The 20,981-nt window shown below is 65.4% G+C and carries 16 protein-coding genes; 11 read left to right on the forward strand and 5 right to left on the reverse strand.

The window, feature by feature from the left end:
* The first annotated feature begins 51 nt into the window (after positions 1–51).
* The 3 genes from ACFOOR_RS06105 to ACFOOR_RS06115 are packed head-to-tail and all read left to right on the forward strand — an operon-like array spanning position 52 to position 3,439.
* Positions 52–1,527, forward strand: coding sequence for an efflux RND transporter periplasmic adaptor subunit (locus tag ACFOOR_RS06105; protein ID WP_343165532.1), 1,476 nt, complete (start codon positions 52–54; stop codon positions 1,525–1,527).
* Positions 1,527–2,210 carry an ABC transporter ATP-binding protein gene (locus ACFOOR_RS06110; protein ID WP_343165531.1) on the forward strand — a complete coding sequence of 228 codons (684 nt, stop codon included), beginning with the start codon at positions 1,527–1,529 and terminating at the stop codon, positions 2,208–2,210. Before ACFOOR_RS06105 ends, ACFOOR_RS06110 begins: the two co-directional genes overlap by 1 nt.
* Positions 2,207–3,439 carry an ABC transporter permease gene (locus ACFOOR_RS06115; protein ID WP_343165530.1) on the forward strand — a complete coding sequence of 411 codons (1,233 nt, stop codon included), beginning with the start codon at positions 2,207–2,209 and terminating at the stop codon, positions 3,437–3,439. Before ACFOOR_RS06110 ends, ACFOOR_RS06115 begins: the two co-directional genes overlap by 4 nt.
* Here the strand turns inward: ACFOOR_RS06115 and ACFOOR_RS06120 are convergent, their stop codons facing one another.
* A complete protein-coding gene (locus ACFOOR_RS06120; protein ID WP_343165529.1) occupies positions 3,440–6,100 on the reverse strand; it encodes a PAS domain-containing protein in 2,661 nt (886 codons plus the stop codon). It abuts the gene before it with no gap.
* A gap of 132 nt (positions 6,101–6,232) precedes the next feature.
* Between ACFOOR_RS06120 and ACFOOR_RS06125 the strand changes: the two genes are divergently transcribed.
* Both ACFOOR_RS06125 and ACFOOR_RS06130 read left to right on the forward strand, forming a co-directional pair.
* The gene (locus ACFOOR_RS06125; protein WP_343165528.1) at positions 6,233–8,110 is read left to right on the forward strand and encodes an ABC transporter ATP-binding protein; all 1,878 of its coding nucleotides are present in this window, start codon (positions 6,233–6,235) and stop codon (positions 8,108–8,110) included.
* A 77-nt stretch (positions 8,111–8,187) separates the two neighbouring features.
* Entirely contained in the window at positions 8,188–11,088 is a 2,901-nt protein-coding gene (locus tag ACFOOR_RS06130) for a M16 family metallopeptidase (RefSeq protein ID WP_343165527.1), read from the forward strand.
* A 59-nt stretch (positions 11,089–11,147) separates the two neighbouring features.
* Here the strand turns inward: ACFOOR_RS06130 and ACFOOR_RS06135 are convergent, their stop codons facing one another.
* On the reverse strand, positions 11,148–11,792 hold the full coding sequence (locus tag ACFOOR_RS06135) for a TetR/AcrR family transcriptional regulator (protein WP_343165526.1): 645 nt from the start codon (positions 11,790–11,792) through the stop codon (positions 11,148–11,150).
* Between the two features lie 93 nt (positions 11,793–11,885).
* Between ACFOOR_RS06135 and ACFOOR_RS06140 the strand changes: the two genes are divergently transcribed.
* From ACFOOR_RS06140 to ACFOOR_RS06155, 4 genes are all read left to right on the forward strand, one after another.
* On the forward strand, positions 11,886–12,299 hold the full coding sequence (locus tag ACFOOR_RS06140; protein ID WP_343165525.1) for a hypothetical protein: 414 nt from the start codon (positions 11,886–11,888) through the stop codon (positions 12,297–12,299).
* Positions 12,300–12,309: 10 nt separating this feature from the next.
* Positions 12,310–12,810 (forward strand): SRPBCC family protein, encoded by a 501-nt coding sequence (locus ACFOOR_RS06145; RefSeq protein WP_343165524.1) that lies wholly within the window; start codon positions 12,310–12,312, stop codon positions 12,808–12,810.
* Positions 12,800–13,300: an SRPBCC family protein gene (locus ACFOOR_RS06150; RefSeq protein WP_343165523.1), complete on the forward strand. Its 501-nt coding sequence runs from the start codon at positions 12,800–12,802 to the stop codon at positions 13,298–13,300. The genes ACFOOR_RS06145 and ACFOOR_RS06150 overlap by 11 nt, the downstream gene beginning before the upstream one ends.
* A 68-nt stretch (positions 13,301–13,368) precedes the next feature.
* Positions 13,369–13,992, forward strand: a complete 624-nt coding sequence (locus tag ACFOOR_RS06155; RefSeq protein ID WP_343165522.1) for an FKBP-type peptidyl-prolyl cis-trans isomerase — start codon at positions 13,369–13,371, stop codon at positions 13,990–13,992.
* A 134-nt stretch (positions 13,993–14,126) separates the two neighbouring features.
* On the opposite strand, the gene ACFOOR_RS06160 is transcribed toward ACFOOR_RS06155, so the two are convergent.
* The 3 genes from ACFOOR_RS06160 to ACFOOR_RS06170 all read right to left on the reverse strand — a co-directional run bounded on the left by ACFOOR_RS06160 (position 14,127) and on the right by ACFOOR_RS06170 (position 18,933).
* Positions 14,127–15,611, reverse strand: coding sequence for a pilus assembly protein (locus ACFOOR_RS06160; RefSeq protein ID WP_343165521.1), 1,485 nt, complete (start codon positions 15,609–15,611; stop codon positions 14,127–14,129).
* A gap of 90 nt (positions 15,612–15,701) precedes the next feature.
* On the reverse strand, positions 15,702–17,330 hold the full coding sequence (locus ACFOOR_RS06165) for a TadE/TadG family type IV pilus assembly protein (RefSeq protein WP_343165520.1): 1,629 nt from the start codon (positions 17,328–17,330) through the stop codon (positions 15,702–15,704).
* Between the two features lie 112 nt (positions 17,331–17,442).
* Positions 17,443–18,933 carry a TadE/TadG family type IV pilus assembly protein gene (locus ACFOOR_RS06170; protein WP_343165519.1) on the reverse strand — a complete coding sequence of 497 codons (1,491 nt, stop codon included), beginning with the start codon at positions 18,931–18,933 and terminating at the stop codon, positions 17,443–17,445.
* A 152-nt stretch (positions 18,934–19,085) separates the two neighbouring features.
* On the opposite strand from ACFOOR_RS06170, the gene argE reads away from it, so the two are divergent.
* Together argE and ACFOOR_RS06180 are read left to right on the forward strand one after the other, a co-directional pair.
* The gene (gene argE / locus ACFOOR_RS06175) at positions 19,086–20,258 is read left to right on the forward strand and encodes an acetylornithine deacetylase (RefSeq protein WP_343165518.1); all 1,173 of its coding nucleotides are present in this window, start codon (positions 19,086–19,088) and stop codon (positions 20,256–20,258) included.
* Positions 20,258–20,944, forward strand: a complete 687-nt coding sequence (locus ACFOOR_RS06180; protein ID WP_343165517.1) for a hypothetical protein — start codon at positions 20,258–20,260, stop codon at positions 20,942–20,944. Before argE ends, ACFOOR_RS06180 begins: the two co-directional genes overlap by 1 nt.
* Positions 20,945–20,981 lie beyond the last annotated feature (37 nt).

The raw sequence follows: 20,981 nt of genomic DNA on the forward strand, positions 1-20,981 counted from the left end.
GCCGGACGCGTTCGGGTCATGCGGGACATGACGCAAGCGGTTGGAAGATAGATGACTTTACGCAATGGGTTGATCGGCCTCGCCGTCCTGCTCGTGCTGGCCGTTGCCGGCTGGTATTTCTTCGGCCGCGGCGAGCCGGCCTCCGAACTCGTCATCGAGACCGAGACCACCGCGACGGCTGATATCCGCCGCTCCGTGTCGGCGACCGGCACGGTCCGCGCGCTGGTCCAGGTGCAGGTCGGGTCCCAGCTCTCCGGCCAGATCGCCGAGCTGATGGTCGACTACAACTCGCCCGTCGAGGAAGGTCAGGTCATCGCCCGCATCGACCCGCAGAGCTTCGAGACCCGCGTGCGCGAAGCCGAGGCCTCGCTGTCGAACGCGCGCGCGCAGCTGCAATTGCAGCAGGCGACCCTGCAGCGTGTCGACGCCAATCTCCGCGTCGCGCAGCAGGAGTTCGACCGGATCGCGCTGCTCCACGAACGCGGCATTGCCAGTGACCAGGCGCTCCAGGCCGCGCAGGCGCAGCTGGAATCGTCGCAGTCCGAACGCGCCGTTGCCCTCGCCCAGATCGCCAATGCGCGCTCCACGGTCGAACAGCGCGAAGCGACGCTGGAAGGGGCGCACATCGATGTCGAGCGCACCGTCATCCGTTCGCCGATCAATGGCGTCGTCGTCGACCGCCAGGTCGATGTCGGCCAGACCGTGGCGGCCAGCATGTCGGCGCCGATCCTGTTCGTGATCGCGCGCGACCTGTCGCAGATCCAGATCGACGCCCAGGTCGACGAGAGCGATATCGGGCAGATCATGACCGGCCAGGCCGTGAGCTTCACGGTCGATGCCTTCCCCGGTCAGACCTATGAGGGGCAGGTCGAGCAGATCCGCCTTGCCGCGACCAACACCAACAACGTCGTGACCTATACGGTCGTGGTCACCGCCAACAATCCCGGCGAACGCCTGCTGCCGGGCATGACCGCCAATCTCGACATCGTCACGGGAGAGCGCGAAGGCGTGCTGGCCGTGCCGAATTCGGCGCTGCGCTTCCGTCCCTCCGGCCCGCTCGAAGCGATGGCGATTGCCGCCGAAGCCCCGACCGGCGGTGAAGGCGGGCGCGGCGGACCGGGCGGCGGCGGACCGGGCGGCGGGGGCGGCATGATGGAACGCCTGGCCGAACAGCTCGACATGACCGAACAGCAGCAGGAAGACGCCCAGGCTGCGATGCGCCGCGTCTTCACCGCAATGCAGGCCCAGGCCGCATCCGGCCAGCCGATCGACCGCGCGTCGATTCCGCGCCAGATCGAGGACGCCCTGCGCGACGTCCTGACCGCGGACCAGATGCGCCGCTACCGGGAACTCGCCGCGGCGCGCGCCGAAGTCCGTCCGGGCAGTGTCTGGGTCGAACGCGCCGACGGCATGCTTGAGGAGCGCCGCGTGCAGCTCGGTGTCAGCGATGGCCAGACCACGGAGATTGTCGGCGGCCAGCTCGAAGCCGGCGAGGAAGTGGTCACGCGTGCCCGGGAAGCCGGCTAGTGGCTCCCCCCCTCATCGAATGCCGTGACCTGACCCGCGTCTATCGCATGGGCGGCGGCGAGGTGCGCGCGCTTGATGGCGTCAGCCTGTCGATCGAGGAAGGCGAGTATGTCGCCATCATGGGGGCATCGGGGTCAGGCAAGTCGACCTTCATGAACCTGCTCGGCGCACTCGACCGCCCGACCTCGGGTTCGCTGCGCGTCGCCGGTGCGGCGACCGAGAGCATGGGTCCGGACCAGCTGGCCGCCTTCCGCAACCGCACGATCGGCTTCGTCTTTCAGCAATTCAACCTGCTCGCCCGGACCAGCGCCGAAGACAATGCCGCACTGCCGCTGCTCTATTCGGGCCTGCCTTCCGCCGAGCGCAAGAAGCGCGCCCGCGCCCGTCTGACCCAGGTCGGGCTCGGCGACCGGATGGATCACCATCCATCGCAGTTGTCCGGCGGCCAGCAGCAACGCGTCGCGATCGCGCGGGCGCTGGTCAATGATCCGCGCATCCTGCTCGCCGACGAACCGACCGGCGCACTCGACAGTCAGACGACGGTCGAGGTGCTGGGCATTTTCGACCGCTTGAATGCTGAGGGGATCACGGTGATCCTTGTGACCCACGAGCAGGATGTTGCCGACCACGCCCGGCGGCAGATCGTCTTCCGCGACGGGCGCGTGCTGGAGGACCGGCGATGAATTTCATGTCTGCGGTCAGCGTGGCGCTGCTGGCGCTGCGGGTGAATTTGCTCCGCTCCGTGCTCGCCATGCTGGGCATCATCATCGGCGTCAGCGCGGTGATCGCCATGGTCTCGGTCACCGAGGGGGCCAAGCGCGCGATGGAGGAACGCATCGCGAGCTTCGGCGCCAACCTGCTCGTCATCCGGCCCGGCTCCAGCGCCTTCGGCGGCCGCCGCAGCGGTGCCGGCACCGCGACCTTCCTGACCGACGCCGATGTCGAGGCAATCCGCAACGAGATTCCCGGCATTGTCGCGGTGGCAGGCGAAATGTCCGGCAGCCAGCCCCTGGTCGTGGCCGGCGAGAACTGGACCACCAACGTCCAGGGCGTCCATGCCGACTATTTCGAGGCCCGCGACTGGTTCGTGGAGTCGGGCCGCGCCTTCACCCCGGCTGAAGTGCGATCGGGTGCCCGTGTCATCATGATCGGCCGCACGGTCGCGACCGAATTGTTCGGTGCCGCCGACCCGCTGGGCCAGACTGTCCGCGTCGGTACGGTGCAGATGGAGGTGATCGGCATCATGGCGCCCAAGGGCCAGTCGAGCTGGGGGACAGACCAGGACGATACGGTCTTCGCGCCGATCACGACCACGCGCTCGCGCCTGCTTGGCTACCAGCTCGGGGTGCGCGATCCGGTCTTCACGATTTACGCCGAAGTCGCGCCCGGAACGAATATCAGCCACGCCGTGGCCGATCTCGAGGAATTGCTGCGCATCCGCCGCAACATCCAGCCCGGAGCGGAAGACGATTTCTCGGTGAACAATCTCGCCGAATTCATCCGCGCCCGGAACGAGACCGAGACCCAGCTCGGCGTGCTGCTCGCCGCTGCCGCGGTCATTTCGCTGCTCGTCGGCGGGATCGGCATCATGAACATCATGCTGGTCTCGGTCACGGAGCGGACGCGGGAAATCGGTCTCAGGCTGGCCGTCGGGGCGCGCCGCGCCGATGTGCGCAACCAGTTCCTGATCGAGAGTGTCGTGCTGTGCGTCACCGGCGGAATCGCAGGCATGGCGATCGGCGTGGCCGGTGCCTACGGGATCGGCAATCTCGGCGGCTTTCCGGTTTCGATCCACCCGGCGATTGCCGGCATCGCCATCGGAGCGGCCGTCTTCGTGGGGTTGTTCTTCGGCTTCTATCCCGCGCATCGCGCCTCGCGGCTCGACCCGATCGAGGCGCTTCGCTTCGAGTGATCAGGCCGTCAGCGCGGACAGGCCGTCGATCCGACGGGGCAGATGCAGCAGGAAGGTCGAGCCTTCCCCCGGAACGCTCTCGACCTCGACATGCCCGCCATGGCGTTCGATGCCCTGCTGGACGATCGACAGGCCGATCCCCGTGCCGGGATAAGCCTCTCGGGAGTGCAATCGCTGGAAGGGAGCGAAAATCTTCTCCGCGAACCGCGGGTCGAAGCCGATCCCGTTGTCACTGACGAACACCTTCCAGCCATCGGCCGATTCGCTCAGGCCGATTCGTACCAGGGGCGGACGGACGCCGCGGTATTTCACGGCGTTTGAAATCAGGTTCTGCATCATCTGCGTCAGCACCGGCCGGTCGGCCTCGATCAGTCCGGTGGATTCGATTTCGATCCGTGCCCCGGATTCCTCGATCTGAACGTCGAGGCGGCGGATCGCGTCATGCACCGCCTCGCCGAGGTCGAATGTCTCGGTTCTCAGCGGCTTGTTGCCCAGCCGCGAATAGCTGAGCAGGTCGTCGATCAGCAGCTGCATGCGCTGCGCGCCGTCATTCATGAAATCGAGGCAACGCCGGCCTTCCTCGTCCAGCTGGTCGGCATAGCGCCGGCGCATGAGACTGGCGAAGGCAGCGACCTTGCGCAGCGGTTCCTGCAGATCGTGTGATGCCACTGCCGCGAAGCGGTCGAGTTCCCGGTTCGATCGCTTCAGCCCGTCATAGGCCCGCCGCAGCGCCGAGATATCGGTGATGACCGCGTAACTTGCCATCGGATTGCCCTCGCCGTCGCGCTCCAGGAAGGAGTTGAGCAAGGTATCGATCGTCTGCCCGGACTTTTTGACGAAGCGGTATTGCACATCGTTGTTCTTGCCGTAGCGGAACAGGTCGGGAAGGTTCTGTCTTTCGGCCTGGAGCCGCGACTCGGCGTCGAGAAAATCAGTGGATTTCCGACCGATCACCTCATCGCGGTCATAACCCATGACGGAAAGCCAGTAGTCGGAGACCTGGATGATCGCACCACTCGCATCGATTGTGTGCATCATGGCCGGCGTCGCACGATAGATCGCCTCGAACCGGTCCTTCTCCTCGACCAGTGCGCGGTGCAGTGCATTGCGTTCGGTCACGTCGACCAGCACGGCGTGCGCCAGCACCGGTTCGCCACTGGCATCATTTTCCGTCACGGCGCTCAGCAGGATGTCGATGATCGCCCCCGACTTCGTCCTGAACCGGTAGGGGACGTCCGCGACCGCCCCGTCGCGCCAGAAATCGGGCTGGATCTTCAGGCGCGCGCGCTCCCGGTCCTCGTCCACGAGGAAATGCGAAGCGGGCATGCCGATCACCTCCTCGCGGGCATATCCCATCTGGGCGAGCCAGTAGTCGCTGACATTCACGAGACGGCCTTCGCGATCGATCGAATGCATCATCGCGGGCGTTTCGGCATAGGTCGCCCGGAATCGGTCGCGCTCTGCCGCGAGGGCGGTTTCCAGGGCGATCTGACGGGTCTCGTCCTTCAGCACGCCCGCCGCGATCAGCGCAGTGCCGCCGGGAGACCGGTCGACGACCCGGCCGGTCGAACGGATCCAGCGCCATTCGCCCGACCGGTCCTGAGCACGGTAGAGCGCCTCGAACGAATTGGCCTTGCCTTCCGCCACCGCCAGCGTCTTGCGGATGACATCGCCCTTGTCGTCGGGGTGAACGTGATCCATCCATTCGGGTCCCGGGATGACGGGATTGTCCTGGTCGACCCCCAGGCGCGCCGCCAGGTCGCCGCGGATCGTCGCGACATGCTTGACGAGATCGTAGCGCCAGGCGGCCAGATCGGCGGCCTTGAGCGCCTCGGCGAGGTGGAAATTGACCTGTTCGACCCGGCGTTCGAGCGCCTTGCGCTCGGATATGTTGGCGAGCAGGCCGGCCATGCGACGCGGCTGCCCGTCGCAGCCGGTTTCGACGACCCGGCCGGTATTCCGGACCCAGAACCAGTCCCCGTCGCGCCCGAGCATCCGGTATTCGACCTCGGAGACCTCGCCGGACATCATGTGTTCGAAGCTTTCGAAGGACAGCGCCCGGTCGTCGGGGTGAATCGCCTGGCGCCATTGCTCGAGCGTGATCGTGCCGGTTCCCGAATCGAGCCCCGTGATCGACGTGGCGACACCGGCGACCTGTCCGCTCATCGTGGCGAGATCGAGCGACCACACTCCGCCCTTGCCGGAGATCAGCGCCTCGCGGACCAGCGCTTCATTGGCGTGCAGCTGTGATTCGAGATTCTTTCTCCGGCTGATGTCGGAAACGATTCCCGACATGCGGATCCAGTTGCCGTCGGCATCGGCTTCGACGACGCCGCCGCGCGAAAAGATCCAGACATATTCGTTATTGGCGTCCCGGATCCGGTATTCGACGGCCATCGGACGGCCGGGCGCCAGCGCGGCGAGCGCGGCATCACATCGCGGGACGTCTTCCGGGTGCTGGCGGCCATGCCAGTCGTCGATATCGAGCAGGCAGATGCCGCCGCCCAGGCCCAGACGTTCGGTCAGGGGGCCTTCCATGAAGGCCCAGCCGTCGCGATGCAGGGTGAAGACCGTCTCGCCAGCCAGCCGCGATGCTTCCTCGGCAATGCGATCACGGCCGTAGGCGGACGGATCGGCGGGCGGGCGGGCTTTCTGGGTCATCAATCCGAATCATCCGGTTTCCCGCATGATACTGCGATTGCTCTGTGTGCAGGCAGTCCTCATGCGAATGGGGATGGTGTATGCACGCACTCCCGTTATTGTCGCCTTACTTCGAAGACGAGGCCGGTCCGCGTGAAATCCGACACCCAGAACGCCCCCATTCTCGCCGTCGACAACCTCAATGTCCGGTTCGACACGCCGGATGGCGAGGTCCACGCCGTGCGTGGAATCAGCCTGCACATCAATCCCGGCGAATGCCTCGCCGTGGTTGGCGAGTCGGGGTCCGGCAAGAGCCAGTCCTTCCTCGCGGCCATGGGCTTGCTGTCCTCGAACGGCAAGGCCGACGGGTCGATCCGCTATCGCGGGAACGAAATCCTGAACCTGCCGCGCGGCAAGCTGAACAAGGTCCGCGGCAAGTCGATGACCATGATCTTTCAGGATCCGCTCACCTCGCTGACCCCGCACATGCGGATCGGCGCGCAGATGAACGAGGTGCTGCAACGCCATATGGGTCTGTCCGGCGATGCCGCGCAGCGGCGCTCGCTGGAATGGCTCGAGCGCGTCCGCATTCCCGAGGCCGCCCGGCGGCTGAAACAGTATCCGCACGAATTGTCCGGCGGCATGCGGCAGCGCGTCATGATCGCGATGTCGATGCTGTGCGAGCCCGACCTGCTGATCGCCGATGAGCCGACCACCGCACTCGACGTGACGGTGCAGGCCCAGGTGCTCGACATCATGGACGAACTCAAGCGCGAGACCGGTGCCGCGATCGCGCTGATCACCCACGACATGGGTGTGGTCGCGCGCATGGCCGACCGCGTCGAGGTGATGAAGGATGGCGTCTATGTCGAAAGCGGTGCCGCCGAAGACATTTTTGCCGCGCCGAAGGACCCCTACACGCAGATGCTGCTCGACGCGATGCCCCGCATCGACCAGCCCGACAAGCCGGGGCACGAAGGCCTCGCGCCGCTCGACCGCGACGCAGCGCGGGAGCCCTTGCTCAGTGTCAATGATGTGAGGGTGTGGTTCCCGGTCCGCGTGTCGGGCGGCCTGTTTCCCCAATCGAAGCCGCTCAAGGCCGTCGATGGTGTCAGCTTCGACCTCTTCCCGGGCGAAACCGTGGGCGTGGTCGGTGAATCGGGCTGCGGCAAGTCCACGCTCGCCCGCGCCATTCTGCGCCTCGTTCCGGCGAAGGCCGGCAGCGTCGCCTGGCTCGGCAAGGACCTGCTCGGTCTGAACCCGAAGAAGATGCGCAATGCCCGCAAGGATTTGCAGATCGTTTTTCAGGACCCGCTCGCCTCGCTCAACCCGCGCATGTCGATCGGCGCGTCGATTGCCGAACCGCTGCAGGTCTTCCGCCCCGACATGCGCAAGTCGGCGCGTCAGGACGCGGTGCGCGGCATGATGCGCAAGGTCGGGCTCGACCCCGACATGATCAACCGCTACCCGCACGAATTGTCGGGTGGGCAGAACCAGCGCGTCGGCATCGCCCGCGCGATGATTCTCGGTCCGAAACTGGTCGTCTGCGACGAGGCGGTGTCCGCGCTCGACGTGTCGATCCAGGCGCAGATCATTGATCTTCTGAAGCAGCTTCAGCGCGACATGGGGCTGTCGATGATGTTCATCTCGCACGACCTTTCGGTCGTCCGCGAGATTTCCCATCGCGTCATGGTCCTCTATCTCGGGCGTGTGGTCGAAATGGCCGACCGCAAGGACATCTATGACGACGCCCGCCATCCCTATACCCAGGCGCTGATTTCAGCCGTACCGATCCCGGATCCGAAGATCGAGCGCTCGCGTGAGCGCGTGAAGCTCGATGGCGACCTGCCGTCGCCGATGGACCCGCGGGCCCAGCTCCGCTTCATGAAGTCGAAACTGGTGGACGATCCGCATGCCGAGCAATACCGCCCGAAGCTGATCGAGGTCGCACAGGGTCACTGGGTGGCCGAACATGATGACCCGAAGGATGTTCTGATCGTCGATCCGGCCCCTGCCGCGCCGAAAGCCTGACCGGAATTTCACTTAGACATTACCGCGCGGGACGTTAGGTTCCCCCTGCTGTCAGATACATCAGGGGTTGATCCGGTATGACCACGGCTTTCGCACGGGCTTCGAGCATTCTTGGCTGGCTATCCGCCGTCGCATTGGCGAGCGCGCTCGGCGCGTGCACGCCGGCAGACACCGGCGATGGGACCGATGCCTCGCGCGCGCAGGCGACGGCCGGCTCCGAGGCCGTTTTCGCGCATGACGCCAGCGACCTTCCGGCCGATCCCGCGGTTCGCTACGGCCAGCTGGAAAACGGCATGCGCTATGCGATCATGCGCAATGAAACACCGTCCAACACGGCGGTGCTTCGCATGGCCTTCAATGCCGGTTCGATGAACGAGGCCGACGATCAGCGCGGTCTCGCCCACTTCCTCGAACACATGGCCTTCAATGGCTCGGAGAATGTGCCGGAAGGCGAGATGGTTCGCCTGCTCGAGCGCTACGGTCTCGAATTCGGTCCGGATACCAATGCCGGCACCAACCGCGAATACGTCATCTACATGCTGAACCTGCCGGACACGAACGAGGAGCTGGTCGACACCGGCATGATGCTGATGCGCGAAACCGCGTCCAATCTGCTGCTCGATTCCGATGCGATCGACCGCGAGCGCAATGTCATCCTGTCCGAGGAGCGGTTCCGCAATACGCCGCTGCGCCGGTGGAACAACGAGCTCGCCGAATTCCGCTATCCCGGATCACTCATGGCGCAGCGCGATGCGATCGGCACACCCGAAGTCATCGAGACGGCGCCGCGCGAGCGTTTCGTCGACTATTACGAGAATTTCTACACGCCTGAACGGGCCATGTTCGTCGTCGTCGGAGATGTCGATCTCGACGTCATGGAAGCGAAGATCGAGGAGACCTTCGCGGACTGGCAGCAGCCTGAAGACGCCCGCACCGACCCGGTGGCGGGCGAGGTCGATCCCGATCGCGGCTTCGACACCGGCTATTTCCACGATCCGGAAATCTACACCATCGTCACGATCGATGCGATCCGTCCCGGCGAGCGCGAGCCCGACACCGCCGATGCCCGCTTCGAGAACGGCCTGCGAGCGCTCGGTAATGCGATGCTGGAACGCCGCCTCTCGTCGATCATCAGTTCCGGCACGTCGCCGTTGATCCAGGCCAATGTCGGCTATTCCGAAGGCGAATACGATTTCGCGACCCGTGCCAGCATGCTCGGCGTCTCCCAGCCCGACCGCTGGCAGGAGGCGCTCGCCATCCTCGAACAGGAACTGCGCCGCGCCCGCGAGTTCGGCTTCACCCAGGGTGAGCTGAACGAGCAGATCTCCAACATGCGGACTTCGCTGCAGAACGCCGCCGACCAGGCCGGCACGCGCGACAACTCCGATCTGGCGGGCGGCATCTGGACGTCCTGGCGCTACGGCAATGTCTTCGGCACGCCGGCGGCCGCGCTCGAGCGGTTCAACAACCGCGTCGACGACATGACGGTCGAAGCCGTCAACGCGGCGTTCGACGCCCAGTGGGCCGGCATCGAGCCGCAGGTCTTCCTTGCCACCTCGCTTCAGATCGAGAATGCCGAGGCGGCCGTCGCATCAGCCTGGCAGGACAGCGCAGCCGTCGATGTCGAAGCGCCTGAAGACACCGGCGCGAGCGAGTTCGCCTACACCGATTTCGGTGCGCCGGGCACGGTCGTCCAGCGCGCCGAGGTCGAGGACCTCGGCCTGACCCGGCTCATTTTCGAAAACGGCGTGCGCGTGACTCTGAAGCCGACCGACTTCGAGGACGATGTCATCCGTGTTTCGCTCCGCTTCGGCCGCGGTGAACTGGAACCGCGTGCGGATGGCGAAGTCGTCGACACGGTCGCCTCCGCCATCTTCCAGTCCTCGGGTCTCGGCCAGCATTCCTCCGACGAGTTGCAGCGCGTCCTTGCGGGCCGCAGTGTCGGCGGTGGTTTCGGTGTCGGCGAGGACGCCTTCGTCATGGGCGGCACGACCACCCCGACCGATCTCCAGCTGCAAATGCAGCTGATGGCGGCCTTCATCACCGACCCGGGCTGGCGCCCGGAAGGCATGGCGCAATACCGCGCAGTGGCGCCGGAAGTGCGCCGCAATCTGCGCTCCTCCCCGTCCGGCCTGCTTCAGCTCGAAGTCGCGCGCCTGCTGCGTGGCGGTGACAATCGCTACGGCTACCCCTCCGAGGAAGAACTCGACGCGGTGACGATCGAGGACGCCCAGGCCTATCTCAACGATGCGCTGGCGCGCGCGCCGATCGAGATCACCATGGTCGGCGACATCGACATCGACGCGGCCATCGACGCCATCGCGGAAACCTTCGGCGCGCTTCCCGAACGTGACGGCAGCTGGCCGGAATACGAGGAAAACCGGACCGTGACCTTCCCGGAGCCGACCGCCGAGCCGGTCGTGCTGCGCCACAACGGTCAGGACTATCAGTCGATGGTCAATGTCTATTGGCCGACGGTCAGCGATGACGACGCGCATCGCTCCCGCGTCATCCGCATGCTGCGCCAGGTGCTGGACCTCAAGCTGACCGAACGCCTGCGCGAGGCCGAAGGCTTCACCTACTCCGCGTTCAACTCGAACTACGAATCCGATGTCTATCCGGGCTATGGCTATCTCTGGGTCGGCGTCGACATCCGTCCGGAAAATGCCGACGCGGTTTATGCCGCGATCGAGGATCTCGCCGCCGACATGCGCAATGGCGAGATCGACGACGACGAGATGAACCGCGCCCGCCAGCCTCTGCTCGAACAGATCGAGGAAGCCCAGGAAAGCAATGCGACCTGGCTCGGCTGGCTCAGCGGGTCTTTCGAGGACCCCTCCCAGCTCGAGCGGATCCGGTCGATCACGGCGGACTACCAGTCGATCACGCGCGACGAGATCGTGGACGCGGCCCGGACCTGGCTCGATCCGGATGCCGAATTCCGCGTGACCATCCTGCCGAACGAAGCGGCCGAATAGGCGCTTCGCCCGGCGAGTGCATTGAGGCGGGCTCCGGAACTCCGGGGCCCGTTCTCTTTTTATGCGGGCCGTCCCGGGAACATCATCGTGGTCAGCGCCTCATTGACCTGCTCGTTCATACGGTCGGGGTCGAGTTTTTCGAAGCGGGAGCGGACGCGGCCGGAATTCCATAACGCTGCCAGACCGTGGACCATAGACCAGGCGATGATGGTGAATGTCTGGGCGGCGCCGGGCGGCGCGAAGCCTTCATCGATGCAGCGCTGGATCGTGTCTTCCAGGAAGACCCAGGCGCTGTCGCCTGCGCCGAGATAGCCCCGGTCTCTCAGATCGTAGAGGTCGCGGCGGAACATCACGTCGAACTGGCCGGGATTGGCCATCGCGAACCGGACATAGGCCTTCCCGACGCTGACCAGAAAGGCGGGGCCGTCGCCCGGACGATCGGCTTCTACCGCAGTGAGGATCGCCTCGATCATCCGGTCCCAGCCGTCCTGCGCGAAGGCGAGCATCAGGCCGTCCTTGTTACCAAAATGGTGGGCTGGAGCGCCGTGGCTGACGCCGGCGATGCGCGCGACCTCACGCAGCGACACCGCCCCGGTGCCGTGCTCGGCGATCAGCGTCTCCGTCGCGCGCAGAAGCGCGCTCCTGAGATCGCCATGGTGATAGCGGCCTTGCGGCTTGGTGAGGGTGTCGTGATCGGTGCGCATCGCAATCCGTCTTGACTCGTATAACTAGACACTGTCTAGATGGGGCGGTTCGGGGCGGATGACAAGCCCCGCGAAACGGGGAGGAGGGTCCCAATGTTCAATCCGCTGCGCCTCGGCGCGACGTTTGTAGTCTTCTTTATTGTCTGCTTCCTGCTGAGCGGCGTGACCGCCCAATTCATGATCGTCCCGATGTATGGCGAGGGCCTCGGCGACATGCTGCGAGCTGCAGACGACGCGTCCGGCTTCGTGCCGATGCTGAGTGGATTCGCGCTTTATGCGCTGGCTGCGGCGTGGCTTATCCTGACAGCGATGAAGTCCGAGGGATGGGTGAAGGCCGCAATTCATGTTGGCCTTGCGCTTTGCGTTGTGATCGTCGGGCAATACGCCATCCTGCCGGGCTGGTCCGTCCTGCCGGCCGGGCCGACGATCGGGTCAGGTGTCGTGTCTTCGCTGCCGACCTTGCCGGCGGCCTTTGCTGCGGCCTTCACCGCCTCGAAACTGAAGTAGGGGCCGCATCATGCTGACGATCCTCCTCATTGCTTCCGTTCAGCAGCCCGGCTTCGTCATCGACGGACAGGTCAACGCCGAAACCGTCATCGAAGCTCCGGCGGAAGAATTGTGGGCGATGTGGACCACGCCCGAGGGGCTGTCCTTTTTCGCGCCCGGCGCCCGCGTCGACCTTGCCCCGCTCGGTCGCTACGAGATCATCATGCTTCCCGACGCCCCGGAGGGCGAGCAGGGGTCGGACGGAGCCATCCTGCTCGCGCTCGAAGCCGGACGGATGCTTTCCTTCCTTTGGCGCTCGCCGCCCAGCCTGCCGGAAACCCGGGCCTATTATACGCATGTGACCTTGCGGTTCGAACCGGTCGACGAGACGCACACGCGCGTGACGCTCGTCAATGACGGGTATGGGACCGGCCCCGGCTGGGCCGAGGCGGAGACCTATTTCGAGCGCGCCTGGCCGTATGTACTCGATCGCATGAGGACCGTGGCCGAAGGACAGACCGATGCTGACTGAATTGGCTCTGTCGGTTCTGATCCAGGCCGCCCCGATCCGATCCGAACGCGCCATCGAGGCCGAAGCCGTGGTCGACCGGCCGGTTGCCGAGGCCTGGGAGATGTGGACGACCGAGGAAGGCCTGTCCTTCTTCGCGCCGGCCGCGCTGATCGAACCGGAGCCGGGCGGCCGCTACGAGATCTGGTTCCTGCCCGACGCGCCGGAGGGCATGCGCGGCAGCGAGGGCACGCACATCCTGGCGATGCAGGACCAGCGACTGCTGTCGATCACCTGGGCCCTGCCGCCCTACATGGAGGAGGTCCGGCCGCACCTGACCCATCTGACCATCCGCTTCGAACCGCTGAACGAGGCACAGACCCGCGTCACCATCCGCCATGACGGCTGGGGTGAGGGTGAGGCCTGGGATGCGGCCTTCGCCTATTTCGAGCCGAACTGGCCGGCCATTCTCGGCATGATGCAACCGGCCGGGGCCGCAGACGAAAGCGAATAGGTCTTCCGCGCGGCGGGCGGTCTGCGCTAGACCTCGGGCCGAACCGTTCACGACCCGGAGTCAAAATCATGCGCCGTATCGCCCTTGCCGCCATTACCCTGACCGCCGCTGCCTGCTCGGCCGCTCCGGCCCAGCCCGTGCCCGGCAATCCCGAAGACGCGGCGTCGGTCCTCGTCGCCGCGCGATCCTGCGACCTGACGCAGTTCGAGGACGCCTATGCCGGCACGCCCGAGGCCGAGTTCAATGGTGCCCCGTCGCAGGGCGACCGCAACCAGCTCAATTCCGAACTCTGGCTTGAAGCCATCGATGAGCGACCCTGCGTCTATGCCCTGCCGTCGGGCCTGCGCCTGCGCGTTCTGCGCGCCGCCGGTGAAGAGGCCGCCTCGCCCGAAGCCGGCGAGATCGTGCGCGTCCACTATGAAGGCCTGTTCCCGAATGGCGACGGCTTCGACTCTTCCTATGAGCGAGAGGCGCCGGAGGATTTCCCGTCCAACCGCCTGATCGCAGGCTGGGTCGAAGCCCTCGGTCTGATGCGCACCGGCGAGGAATGGGAACTCTTCATCCCGTCCGATCTCGCCTACGGCCCGCGCGGCACGCCGGGCGGACCGATCGGCCCGAACCAGGCGCTCTATTTCCGCATGGAACTGCTGTGCCTGCCCACGCGCGAAGACGCGAACTGCCCGGAAGGCTGAGGCGCCGCAAGTTCCGCAATTGTGTTTCTCCCCCGCTTGCGGGGGGAGTGCCCCGAAGGGGTGAGGGGGGGCTATTCCCCCCTCCGTCGGCTGCGCCGACACCTCCCCCGTAAACGGGGGAGGAAACAGGAGCTTTATTGTGACAGGCGCAGATTGGTCAGATCGCCGGCAATCAGTTCGAAGGCGTTGCGCAGCGCCTCGTTCGACGGGCTGTCGAAATACAGGCTCGGATGCGTGGCGCAATCCCGCATCATGTCGCGCGTCGAGGTCGAACTGACCTGGAAGGTGATGGTATAGACCCGTATGCCTTGTTCGCGGGCATAGGCACACGCCGCCGCCGTACGATCGTCGAGCGCGTTCGACAGCGCGCTGTCGCTTGACGTGACGACGCCCAGACGGCCCTCGCGGACAAATCCGTATCCGGAATAATCCGAATAATTGATGTTCGACCGGCCGTTCAACACGTTCTCGCCATCGGTCAGGATCACCATCGCCTTGATCGTGTCGCGATCGCTGAACGGGGCGCCCTCGGTAAACGGAGCCTGCGGCGACAGCACCCGCACTCCCCAGGACACACCGATCGGAATGTTTGTCGTGCCGCTCGCGATCATCGCGTTGATCGCGGTGTCGATCGTCGAGCGCTGGGAGGTCAGCGGCGTGATCGGCCGCGCCGTGCACCCCCAGTTCGGTCCGTCGCCGCTCGGATCGCGGCCCCAGTATTTCGCGGTATTGGTCTGCCGGTAGAGCAGATTCGTCGACGAGGTCTGGTCCGACAGATAGCTGTTGGCGAAGTTCGAATATCCGCTTGGTTCGTCCGGCGCGAAATAGGGCAGGAAGAGCGTCGCCGGATCGGCCGGGTCGGGTTCGGCATCCTCGATGTCGAGCGGCACCCGGCGTGCTTCGACACAGCCCCGCCAGCTCGCCCCCTGCAGCGTGTCAAACAGATCCCACCGATTGGCTGCGGGGGAGAAGTGCGCCGCGTGATCGGGGTTCTGAGCATCGGGATCAAGCCACCAGTCGCGCGCGAACTGGGTGCCGACATTCACCGTCGAGGAAAACGGCACCAACCCGATGGCGAGCCGGTCGGAATCCGATGCGTTTTCGAACAGGATCGACGTCATCAGCCGTGCCGCGTCGCGCAGCGCCGTGATCTTCGACCCCGACATCGAGCCGGTATTGTCGAGCACCATGACGAGTTCGAGGTTCTGCCTTGCCCGTACCACCTCGCTTTCCCAGTCGACCGTGAGCGTCTTGATCCCCATCAGGCGGAGAAAACCGGTATCGACGATCGCCTCGCCGGAAACCCGGACCGCGTCCGCTGCCGTATCGAACACGACCTGGATCGATCCCACGCGGCCGATCGTCCGTGCCGGGAAATTCGCCGTGATGAAATCCGCGGCGAGCTGTTCGGCCGTCGTCTCGGAGATGTAGGGCGAGGCCCCGACCGCCAGCGCGGCGGCATCCAGCGCCTCGGCCAGCCGGGCACGGGCATTCATCGCCTGATGGAAATCGACCGCCGCACCCGACAACAGCGTCATCGGAAGCAGCATCAGTGCGAACACCATGGCGACATTGCCATGCGTGCGCGCCGCAAACCGGTTCACAAAGGTTCCGACCATGCCCCGCCTCCTCCGGCCGGGCATGAAAGAACCGCGTACGGGGGTTCCGCACGCGGTTCTTCGGGATGTCCCTAACGGGCGTCTAAGCGGTCAGCGCGAAATGCGCAGATTGCTGAGGTCGCCGGCGATCAGTTCGAATGCATTGCGCAACGCCTCGCTCGACGGGCTGTCGAAATAGAGGCTCGGATGGCTGGCGCATTCTTCCATCATCTGGCGGGTCGAGGACGAATTCACCTGGAAGGTGATCGTATAGACCCTTATGCCTTGCTGGCGGGCATAGGCGCAGGCGGCGAGCGTGCGGTCGTCCAGCGCTTCCGACAGGCGGCGGCCCGAGGAGGTGCGAACGCCAAGGCGGCCCTGGGCGGCATAGCCATAGGCATTGTAATCGCTCATCAGCTCGCCATTGCCGCCCGAGATCACGTTCTCGCCGTCGGTCAGGATGACCATCGCCTTGATCGTCTCGCGGTCGCCGAAGGGCGCGCCCTCGGTGAAGGGTTCCTGCGGCGACAACAGACGCGTGCCCCAGGCAATCCCGTTCGGGATATTCGTGTTGCCGCTGGCACCCATCGAACGGATCGCATTGAGGATCGTGCGTTCGTCATTCGTCATCGGCGTGACCGGCTGGGTCGTGCAGGCCCGGTTCGGATTGCCGCCCGACGGCCGGCCATTGCTGTAATGGCTCGTCTGACCCAGCACGTCCCATACGTCCATGTCACGCAGGTCGCGCCGAGACAGGCCGTCGTCGAGATAGTCATTCCAGTACCCGTCCGGCTCGTCCGGCGCGAAATAGGGCACGAACAGCGTCTCGGGATTGTTGGCGGAGGGCGCTTCGTCCTCGATGTCGTAGGGCATCGGGCGGGCTTCGACACAGCCGGCCCAGCTCGTGTTGCGCAGATCGTCGAACAGATCCCAATGCGTCGGCAGCGCCTCGTTGTTGCACGCGTCGCTGTCCGGGTCGCGCTGACCGCCGCCCCGGCCGCGGCCCTGTCCGAGACCCGGATTGCCGTCATCGCAGCCATCGGCGTCATTGCCGTGACCGTTGTTGCGGTCTCCGGCCTCGCCGGCCATCCATGAGCCGTGATGCGGCGCCTCGCCCTCGGGATCGAGCCACCAGGCCCGCGCGAACTGGGTGCCGACATTCACGGTTGCAGCGAAGGGTACGAGGCCGATGCTCAGGGCATCCCTGTCGGACGCATTGTCGAACAGGGTTTCGGTCAGCACCTCGGCGGCATCGCGCAGGGCCCGGATTTTCGAGCCGGACATCGAACCGGTATTGTCGAGCACCATGACGAGTTCGAGATTCATGCGCGCGCGCATAACTTCGCTCATCCAGTCGACGGTGATCGCGTCCATGCCCATCAGGCCGAGCATCGTGGTCTGGACCTGGGATTCACCCGAAACCCGGACGATGCCGTTGCGTTCATCGATCGACACCTGGACATTCTGCACCGAACCGGGATCGCGATCCGGGTAGTTTGCGGTGATGTAATCCATCACCATTGCTTCGGCCCTGTCCTCGTCGAGACCGGGCTGACTGCCAACCGCCAGCGCGGCAGAATCCAGCGCCTCGGCGAGACGCGCACGGGCGCCCATCGCCTGGTTGAAGTCCACAGCGCCGCCCGCCATCAGCGTCAGCGGTGCCAGCGCGATCGAGAAAATCGTCGCAACATTCCCGCTGGCATCTGCAAGGAAGGTTCGAATTTTATCAAATCCACGCATGTCGGCCTCAGGAAAAAATTTACCTTTTCGGCCTGCATGCTAGGTGCAGCCAGTTAAAACCGGGTGTGGAAACGCAGTTTATTGGAAGTTAATTTTAGATGTGCCTGAAACGTTATCGCGCGATACGCAGATTGGTCAGATCGCCTGCGATCAGTTCGAAGACGTCTTGCAGCGTTTCATTGTCAGGGCTGTCGAAATACAGCGCCGGATTGCTGGCGCAGCCGCGCATCAGATCGCGCGTCCGGTTGTCGCGTACCTGAAAGGTGATCGCGTAGACCCGGATGCCGCTTTCGCGGGCGACGCGGCAGGCTTCGGCCGTCCGCTCGTCCACCGCCCGGCTCAGCACCGTGCCGGAGGCCGAGCGTACCCCAAGGCGTCCGTCGGCGGCGTAACCATAGGCGGCGTATTCACTCATCATCGCGCCATTGCCGCCCGACATGACGTTTTCGCCGTCGGTCAGGATGATCATCGCCTTGATCGTGTCGCGGTCGCCATAGGCCCGCCCCTCGGTGAACGGAGCCTGCGGCGACAGCACGCGCACGCCCCAGCCGATCCCCATCGCGACATTCGTGTTGCCATTTGCCTGCATCGCATTCAGCGCCGTGTCGATCGTGCGGCGGGACGAAGTCAGCGGCGTGATCGGGCGGGAGGTGCAGCTCCGGTTGGGGGAGCCGTCCGAAGGCCGGCCGCCTTCATATTTGAGCAGACCTCTCAGGCGTTCGATCACGCCCGTCAGCCCCCGGTCGTCGGAGAGATAATCGTTGCGGTATCCCCCGATATCGGGTTCGTCCGGTGCCAGATAGGGCACGAAGAGGGTCGCCGGGTCGGCGCTGTTCGGTTCGGTATCGTCGACATCGAACGGGATCGGACGCGCCTCGACGCAGCCGCCCCAGCTCGTGTTTCTCATCTCGTCGAACAATTCCCAGTGCGACGGATGCGGATCCGGTCCCATCCATTCGCCGTGCACGGGCGAGCGGCCATCCGGATCCAGCCACCATGCGCGAGCGTTCACGGTGCCGACATTCACTGTTGCCGCGAACGGAACAAGGCCGATACGAAGACGGTCAGGCTCCACCGCGCTGGCGTGCAGGGCATCGGTCAGGGTCAGGGCGGCGCTGCGAAGCGAGGCCAGTTTCTGGCCGGACATCGAGCCGGTATTGTCGAGCACCATGACGAGTTCGAGATTCTGGCGCGCCTGCTGGATTTCGGTTTCCCACCCAACGGTGATCGTGTTCATGCCGATCAGGCCGAGCAGCGCCGTCTCGATTTCCGATTCACCCGATATCCGGACCGTTCCGGTGACGTTGTCGAGGGAGACGGAAAGGTTCTGCACCTCGCCGACATCGCGCACCGGATAATTCGCCCGGATGAAGTCGAGCGCGACCCGTTCGGCTTCCGCGGCACTCAGTTCGGGCCGCGTAGCGACGGCCAGGCCGGCGGCATCGAGCGCCTCGGACAGGCGCGCGCGGGCATTCATGGCCTGGTTGAAGTCGACGGCCCCTCCGGCCAGTACCGTCAATGGCGCCAGCAGGATGCAGAAGGCGGTCGCGACATTGCCGGACCGGCTGCGCACAAAAGCCGACAATTTTCGCAAAATGCCCATGACGCCCGAAGGACTCCGTTCACCATCGACGCCTTTACGCCTCGGCGGTTTAATTCCGCGTGAGCAAGCACGGTTTCCCGATTGCTAACGCACGGCCGCGGTTGTCAGCATCGGGCCGCCATGCCATGCGCTTTGGTGAAGGAGACAGGCCAATGGCAGCCACGGACAAGATCGACGCCGCACGACGACTGCTCGGCGAACTGATCGCGCACGACACGACATCGCGCAATTCCAACCTCACCTTCATCGCCGATGTCGAGGCCCGGCTGATCGCGCTCGGCGCGCGATGCGAGCGCGTCTCCAATGCCGACGGCTCCAAGGCCAACCTCCACGCCATTCTCGGGCCCGATGTCGACGGCGGCGTCGTTCTGTCCGGCCATACCGACGTCGTGCCGGTGGACGGCCAGAACTGGTCGAGCGATCCCTTTGCCATGGAAGAGCGTTCCGGCCTGCTTTACGGGCGCGGCACCTGCGACATGAAGGGCTTCATCGCCTGCGCCCTCGTCGCGGCGGAAGACTTCGCGAAGGGCGATCTGAAGCGCCCCGTTCACTTCGCCTTCTCCTATGACGAGGAGGTCGGCTGTCTCGGCGCGCCGGCAATGATCGACCGGATCGTCGCGAACGGACCGAAGCCGTCAGCCTGCATTGTCGGCGAGCCGACGGAAATGAAAGTCGTGACCGGGCACAAGGGACTCTATTCGGTCCGGGTCGAGATCACCGGCAAGGAAGCGCATTCCTCGCGGGTCGAGGATGGCGCCTGCGCGGTCACGCACGCCGTTCCGCTGATGCAATTTCTCCACGACGAAGCAGCGCGCTGGCGCGATGCCGCCCCGGCGGATTCACCCTTCGACCCGCCCTACGGCACGATCACGATCGGTCAGATGGGCGGTGGCACCGCCACGAATATCCTCGCGCGCGAAGCCTGGTTTGAAAGCCTGATGCGCCCCGCGCCCTGGGACGATGCCCACGCGGTCGGCCGTGCCCTGCGCGAACGGGCGAAGGTGGTCGAGGCCGAGATGCGCCGCCATGCGCCGGGTGCCTGCGTCCACGTTCATCAGCGCAGCGACGTTCCCGCGCTTCGCCCCGACGCCGACAGCCCGGCCGAACGTCTGGCCCGCCAGCTCACCGGCGACAACGCGACGCGCACCGTCTCCTTCGGCTCCGAGGCCGGCCAGTTCCAGCACGCCGGTATTCCCACCGTCGTCTGTGGTCCCGGTTCGATCACCCAGGCGCACCAGCCCGACGAATTCCTCGCCATCGACCAGCTCGCCGCCTGTCTCGATTTCATGAACCGGCTCGGTGACCGCCTGCGGGAGGCGAACTGATGTATGAACGCTCCGAACCGCTCGACATTCTGACCCCGGCGGCTGACGAACCGGCCTCCGGCGTGCTGGTCTTCGGCGCACCACGCGGCGGCACCTCGATGGTGGCCGGCGTGCTGCGCATCATCGGCATGGACATGGGCGCGCGTCAGGGGCGGGGAAATAACGAGGACCTCGACATCCAGGCCGCACGCGGCAATATCGCCTATCTCGGCGATGTGAATCACCCCGATTACGCCGCCGCCCTCGAGCGCATGCGTCCGGTTATCGCGGCGCGTGCCGCCGAGGGCCGGCCCTGGGGCTGGAAAGACCCGCATGGCGCGCTCTATGCCCGCGATGTCCTCGAAACCCTTCCCTCGCCGCGCCTGATCTCCGTCTTCCGCGATCCCGCCGCAGCGGCGGCGCGCATCCACATGCTGACCGGCCAGTTGGTGGCCGAAGCCCTGAATGACGTGTTGTGGCTCTATGGAAAGGCGCAAGAGCTGATCGCCCGGCCGCCGGCACCGCTGGCGATGGCGAGCTACGAAAAGGCGCTGGTGCGTCCGGAGCGCTTTATCGAACAGCTCGCCTTCTTCTGCCATCTGGAACCGTCGGCCGAACAGATCCGCGAGGCCGTGGCCTTCATCAGCCCGGAACGCGGACATGGCGATCCGCATTCGCCCGGCTGGCCCAGAGAGGGTGCGCTCTGACGAAAAAGGCCGGTCGCGGGACCGGCCTTTCCAAGCG

It is taken from the genome of Hyphobacterium vulgare (genome assembly GCF_042643335.1).
In the GTDB taxonomy this organism is placed as follows: Bacteria; Pseudomonadota; Alphaproteobacteria; order Caulobacterales; family Maricaulaceae; genus Hyphobacterium; species Hyphobacterium vulgare.

Bases quoted from the DNA above. Each gene is read 5' to 3' on its own strand.
- ACFOOR_RS06105 (WP_343165532.1), top strand. From the start codon at position 52: ATGACTTTACGCAATGGGTTGATCGGCCTCGCCGTCCTGCTCGTGCTG.
- ACFOOR_RS06115 (WP_343165530.1), top strand. From the start codon at position 2,207: ATGAATTTCATGTCTGCGGTCAGCGTGGCGCTGCTGGCGCTGCGGGTG.
- ACFOOR_RS06120 (WP_343165529.1), bottom strand. From the start codon at position 6,100: ATGACCCAGAAAGCCCGCCCGCCCGCCGATCCGTCCGCCTACGGCCGT.
- ACFOOR_RS06130 (WP_343165527.1), top strand. From the start codon at position 8,188: ATGACCACGGCTTTCGCACGGGCTTCGAGCATTCTTGGCTGGCTATCC.
- ACFOOR_RS06135 (WP_343165526.1), bottom strand. From the start codon at position 11,792: ATGCGCACCGATCACGACACCCTCACCAAGCCGCAAGGCCGCTATCAC.
- ACFOOR_RS06140 (WP_343165525.1), top strand. From the start codon at position 11,886: ATGTTCAATCCGCTGCGCCTCGGCGCGACGTTTGTAGTCTTCTTTATT.
- ACFOOR_RS06145 (WP_343165524.1), top strand. From the start codon at position 12,310: ATGCTGACGATCCTCCTCATTGCTTCCGTTCAGCAGCCCGGCTTCGTC.
- ACFOOR_RS06150 (WP_343165523.1), top strand. From the start codon at position 12,800: ATGCTGACTGAATTGGCTCTGTCGGTTCTGATCCAGGCCGCCCCGATC.
- ACFOOR_RS06155 (WP_343165522.1), top strand. From the start codon at position 13,369: ATGCGCCGTATCGCCCTTGCCGCCATTACCCTGACCGCCGCTGCCTGC.
- ACFOOR_RS06160 (WP_343165521.1), bottom strand. From the start codon at position 15,611: ATGGTCGGAACCTTTGTGAACCGGTTTGCGGCGCGCACGCATGGCAAT.
- ACFOOR_RS06165 (WP_343165520.1), bottom strand. From the start codon at position 17,330: ATGCGTGGATTTGATAAAATTCGAACCTTCCTTGCAGATGCCAGCGGG.
- ACFOOR_RS06170 (WP_343165519.1), bottom strand. From the start codon at position 18,933: ATGGGCATTTTGCGAAAATTGTCGGCTTTTGTGCGCAGCCGGTCCGGC.
- argE (WP_343165518.1), top strand. From the start codon at position 19,086: ATGGCAGCCACGGACAAGATCGACGCCGCACGACGACTGCTCGGCGAA.
- ACFOOR_RS06180 (WP_343165517.1), top strand. From the start codon at position 20,258: ATGTATGAACGCTCCGAACCGCTCGACATTCTGACCCCGGCGGCTGAC.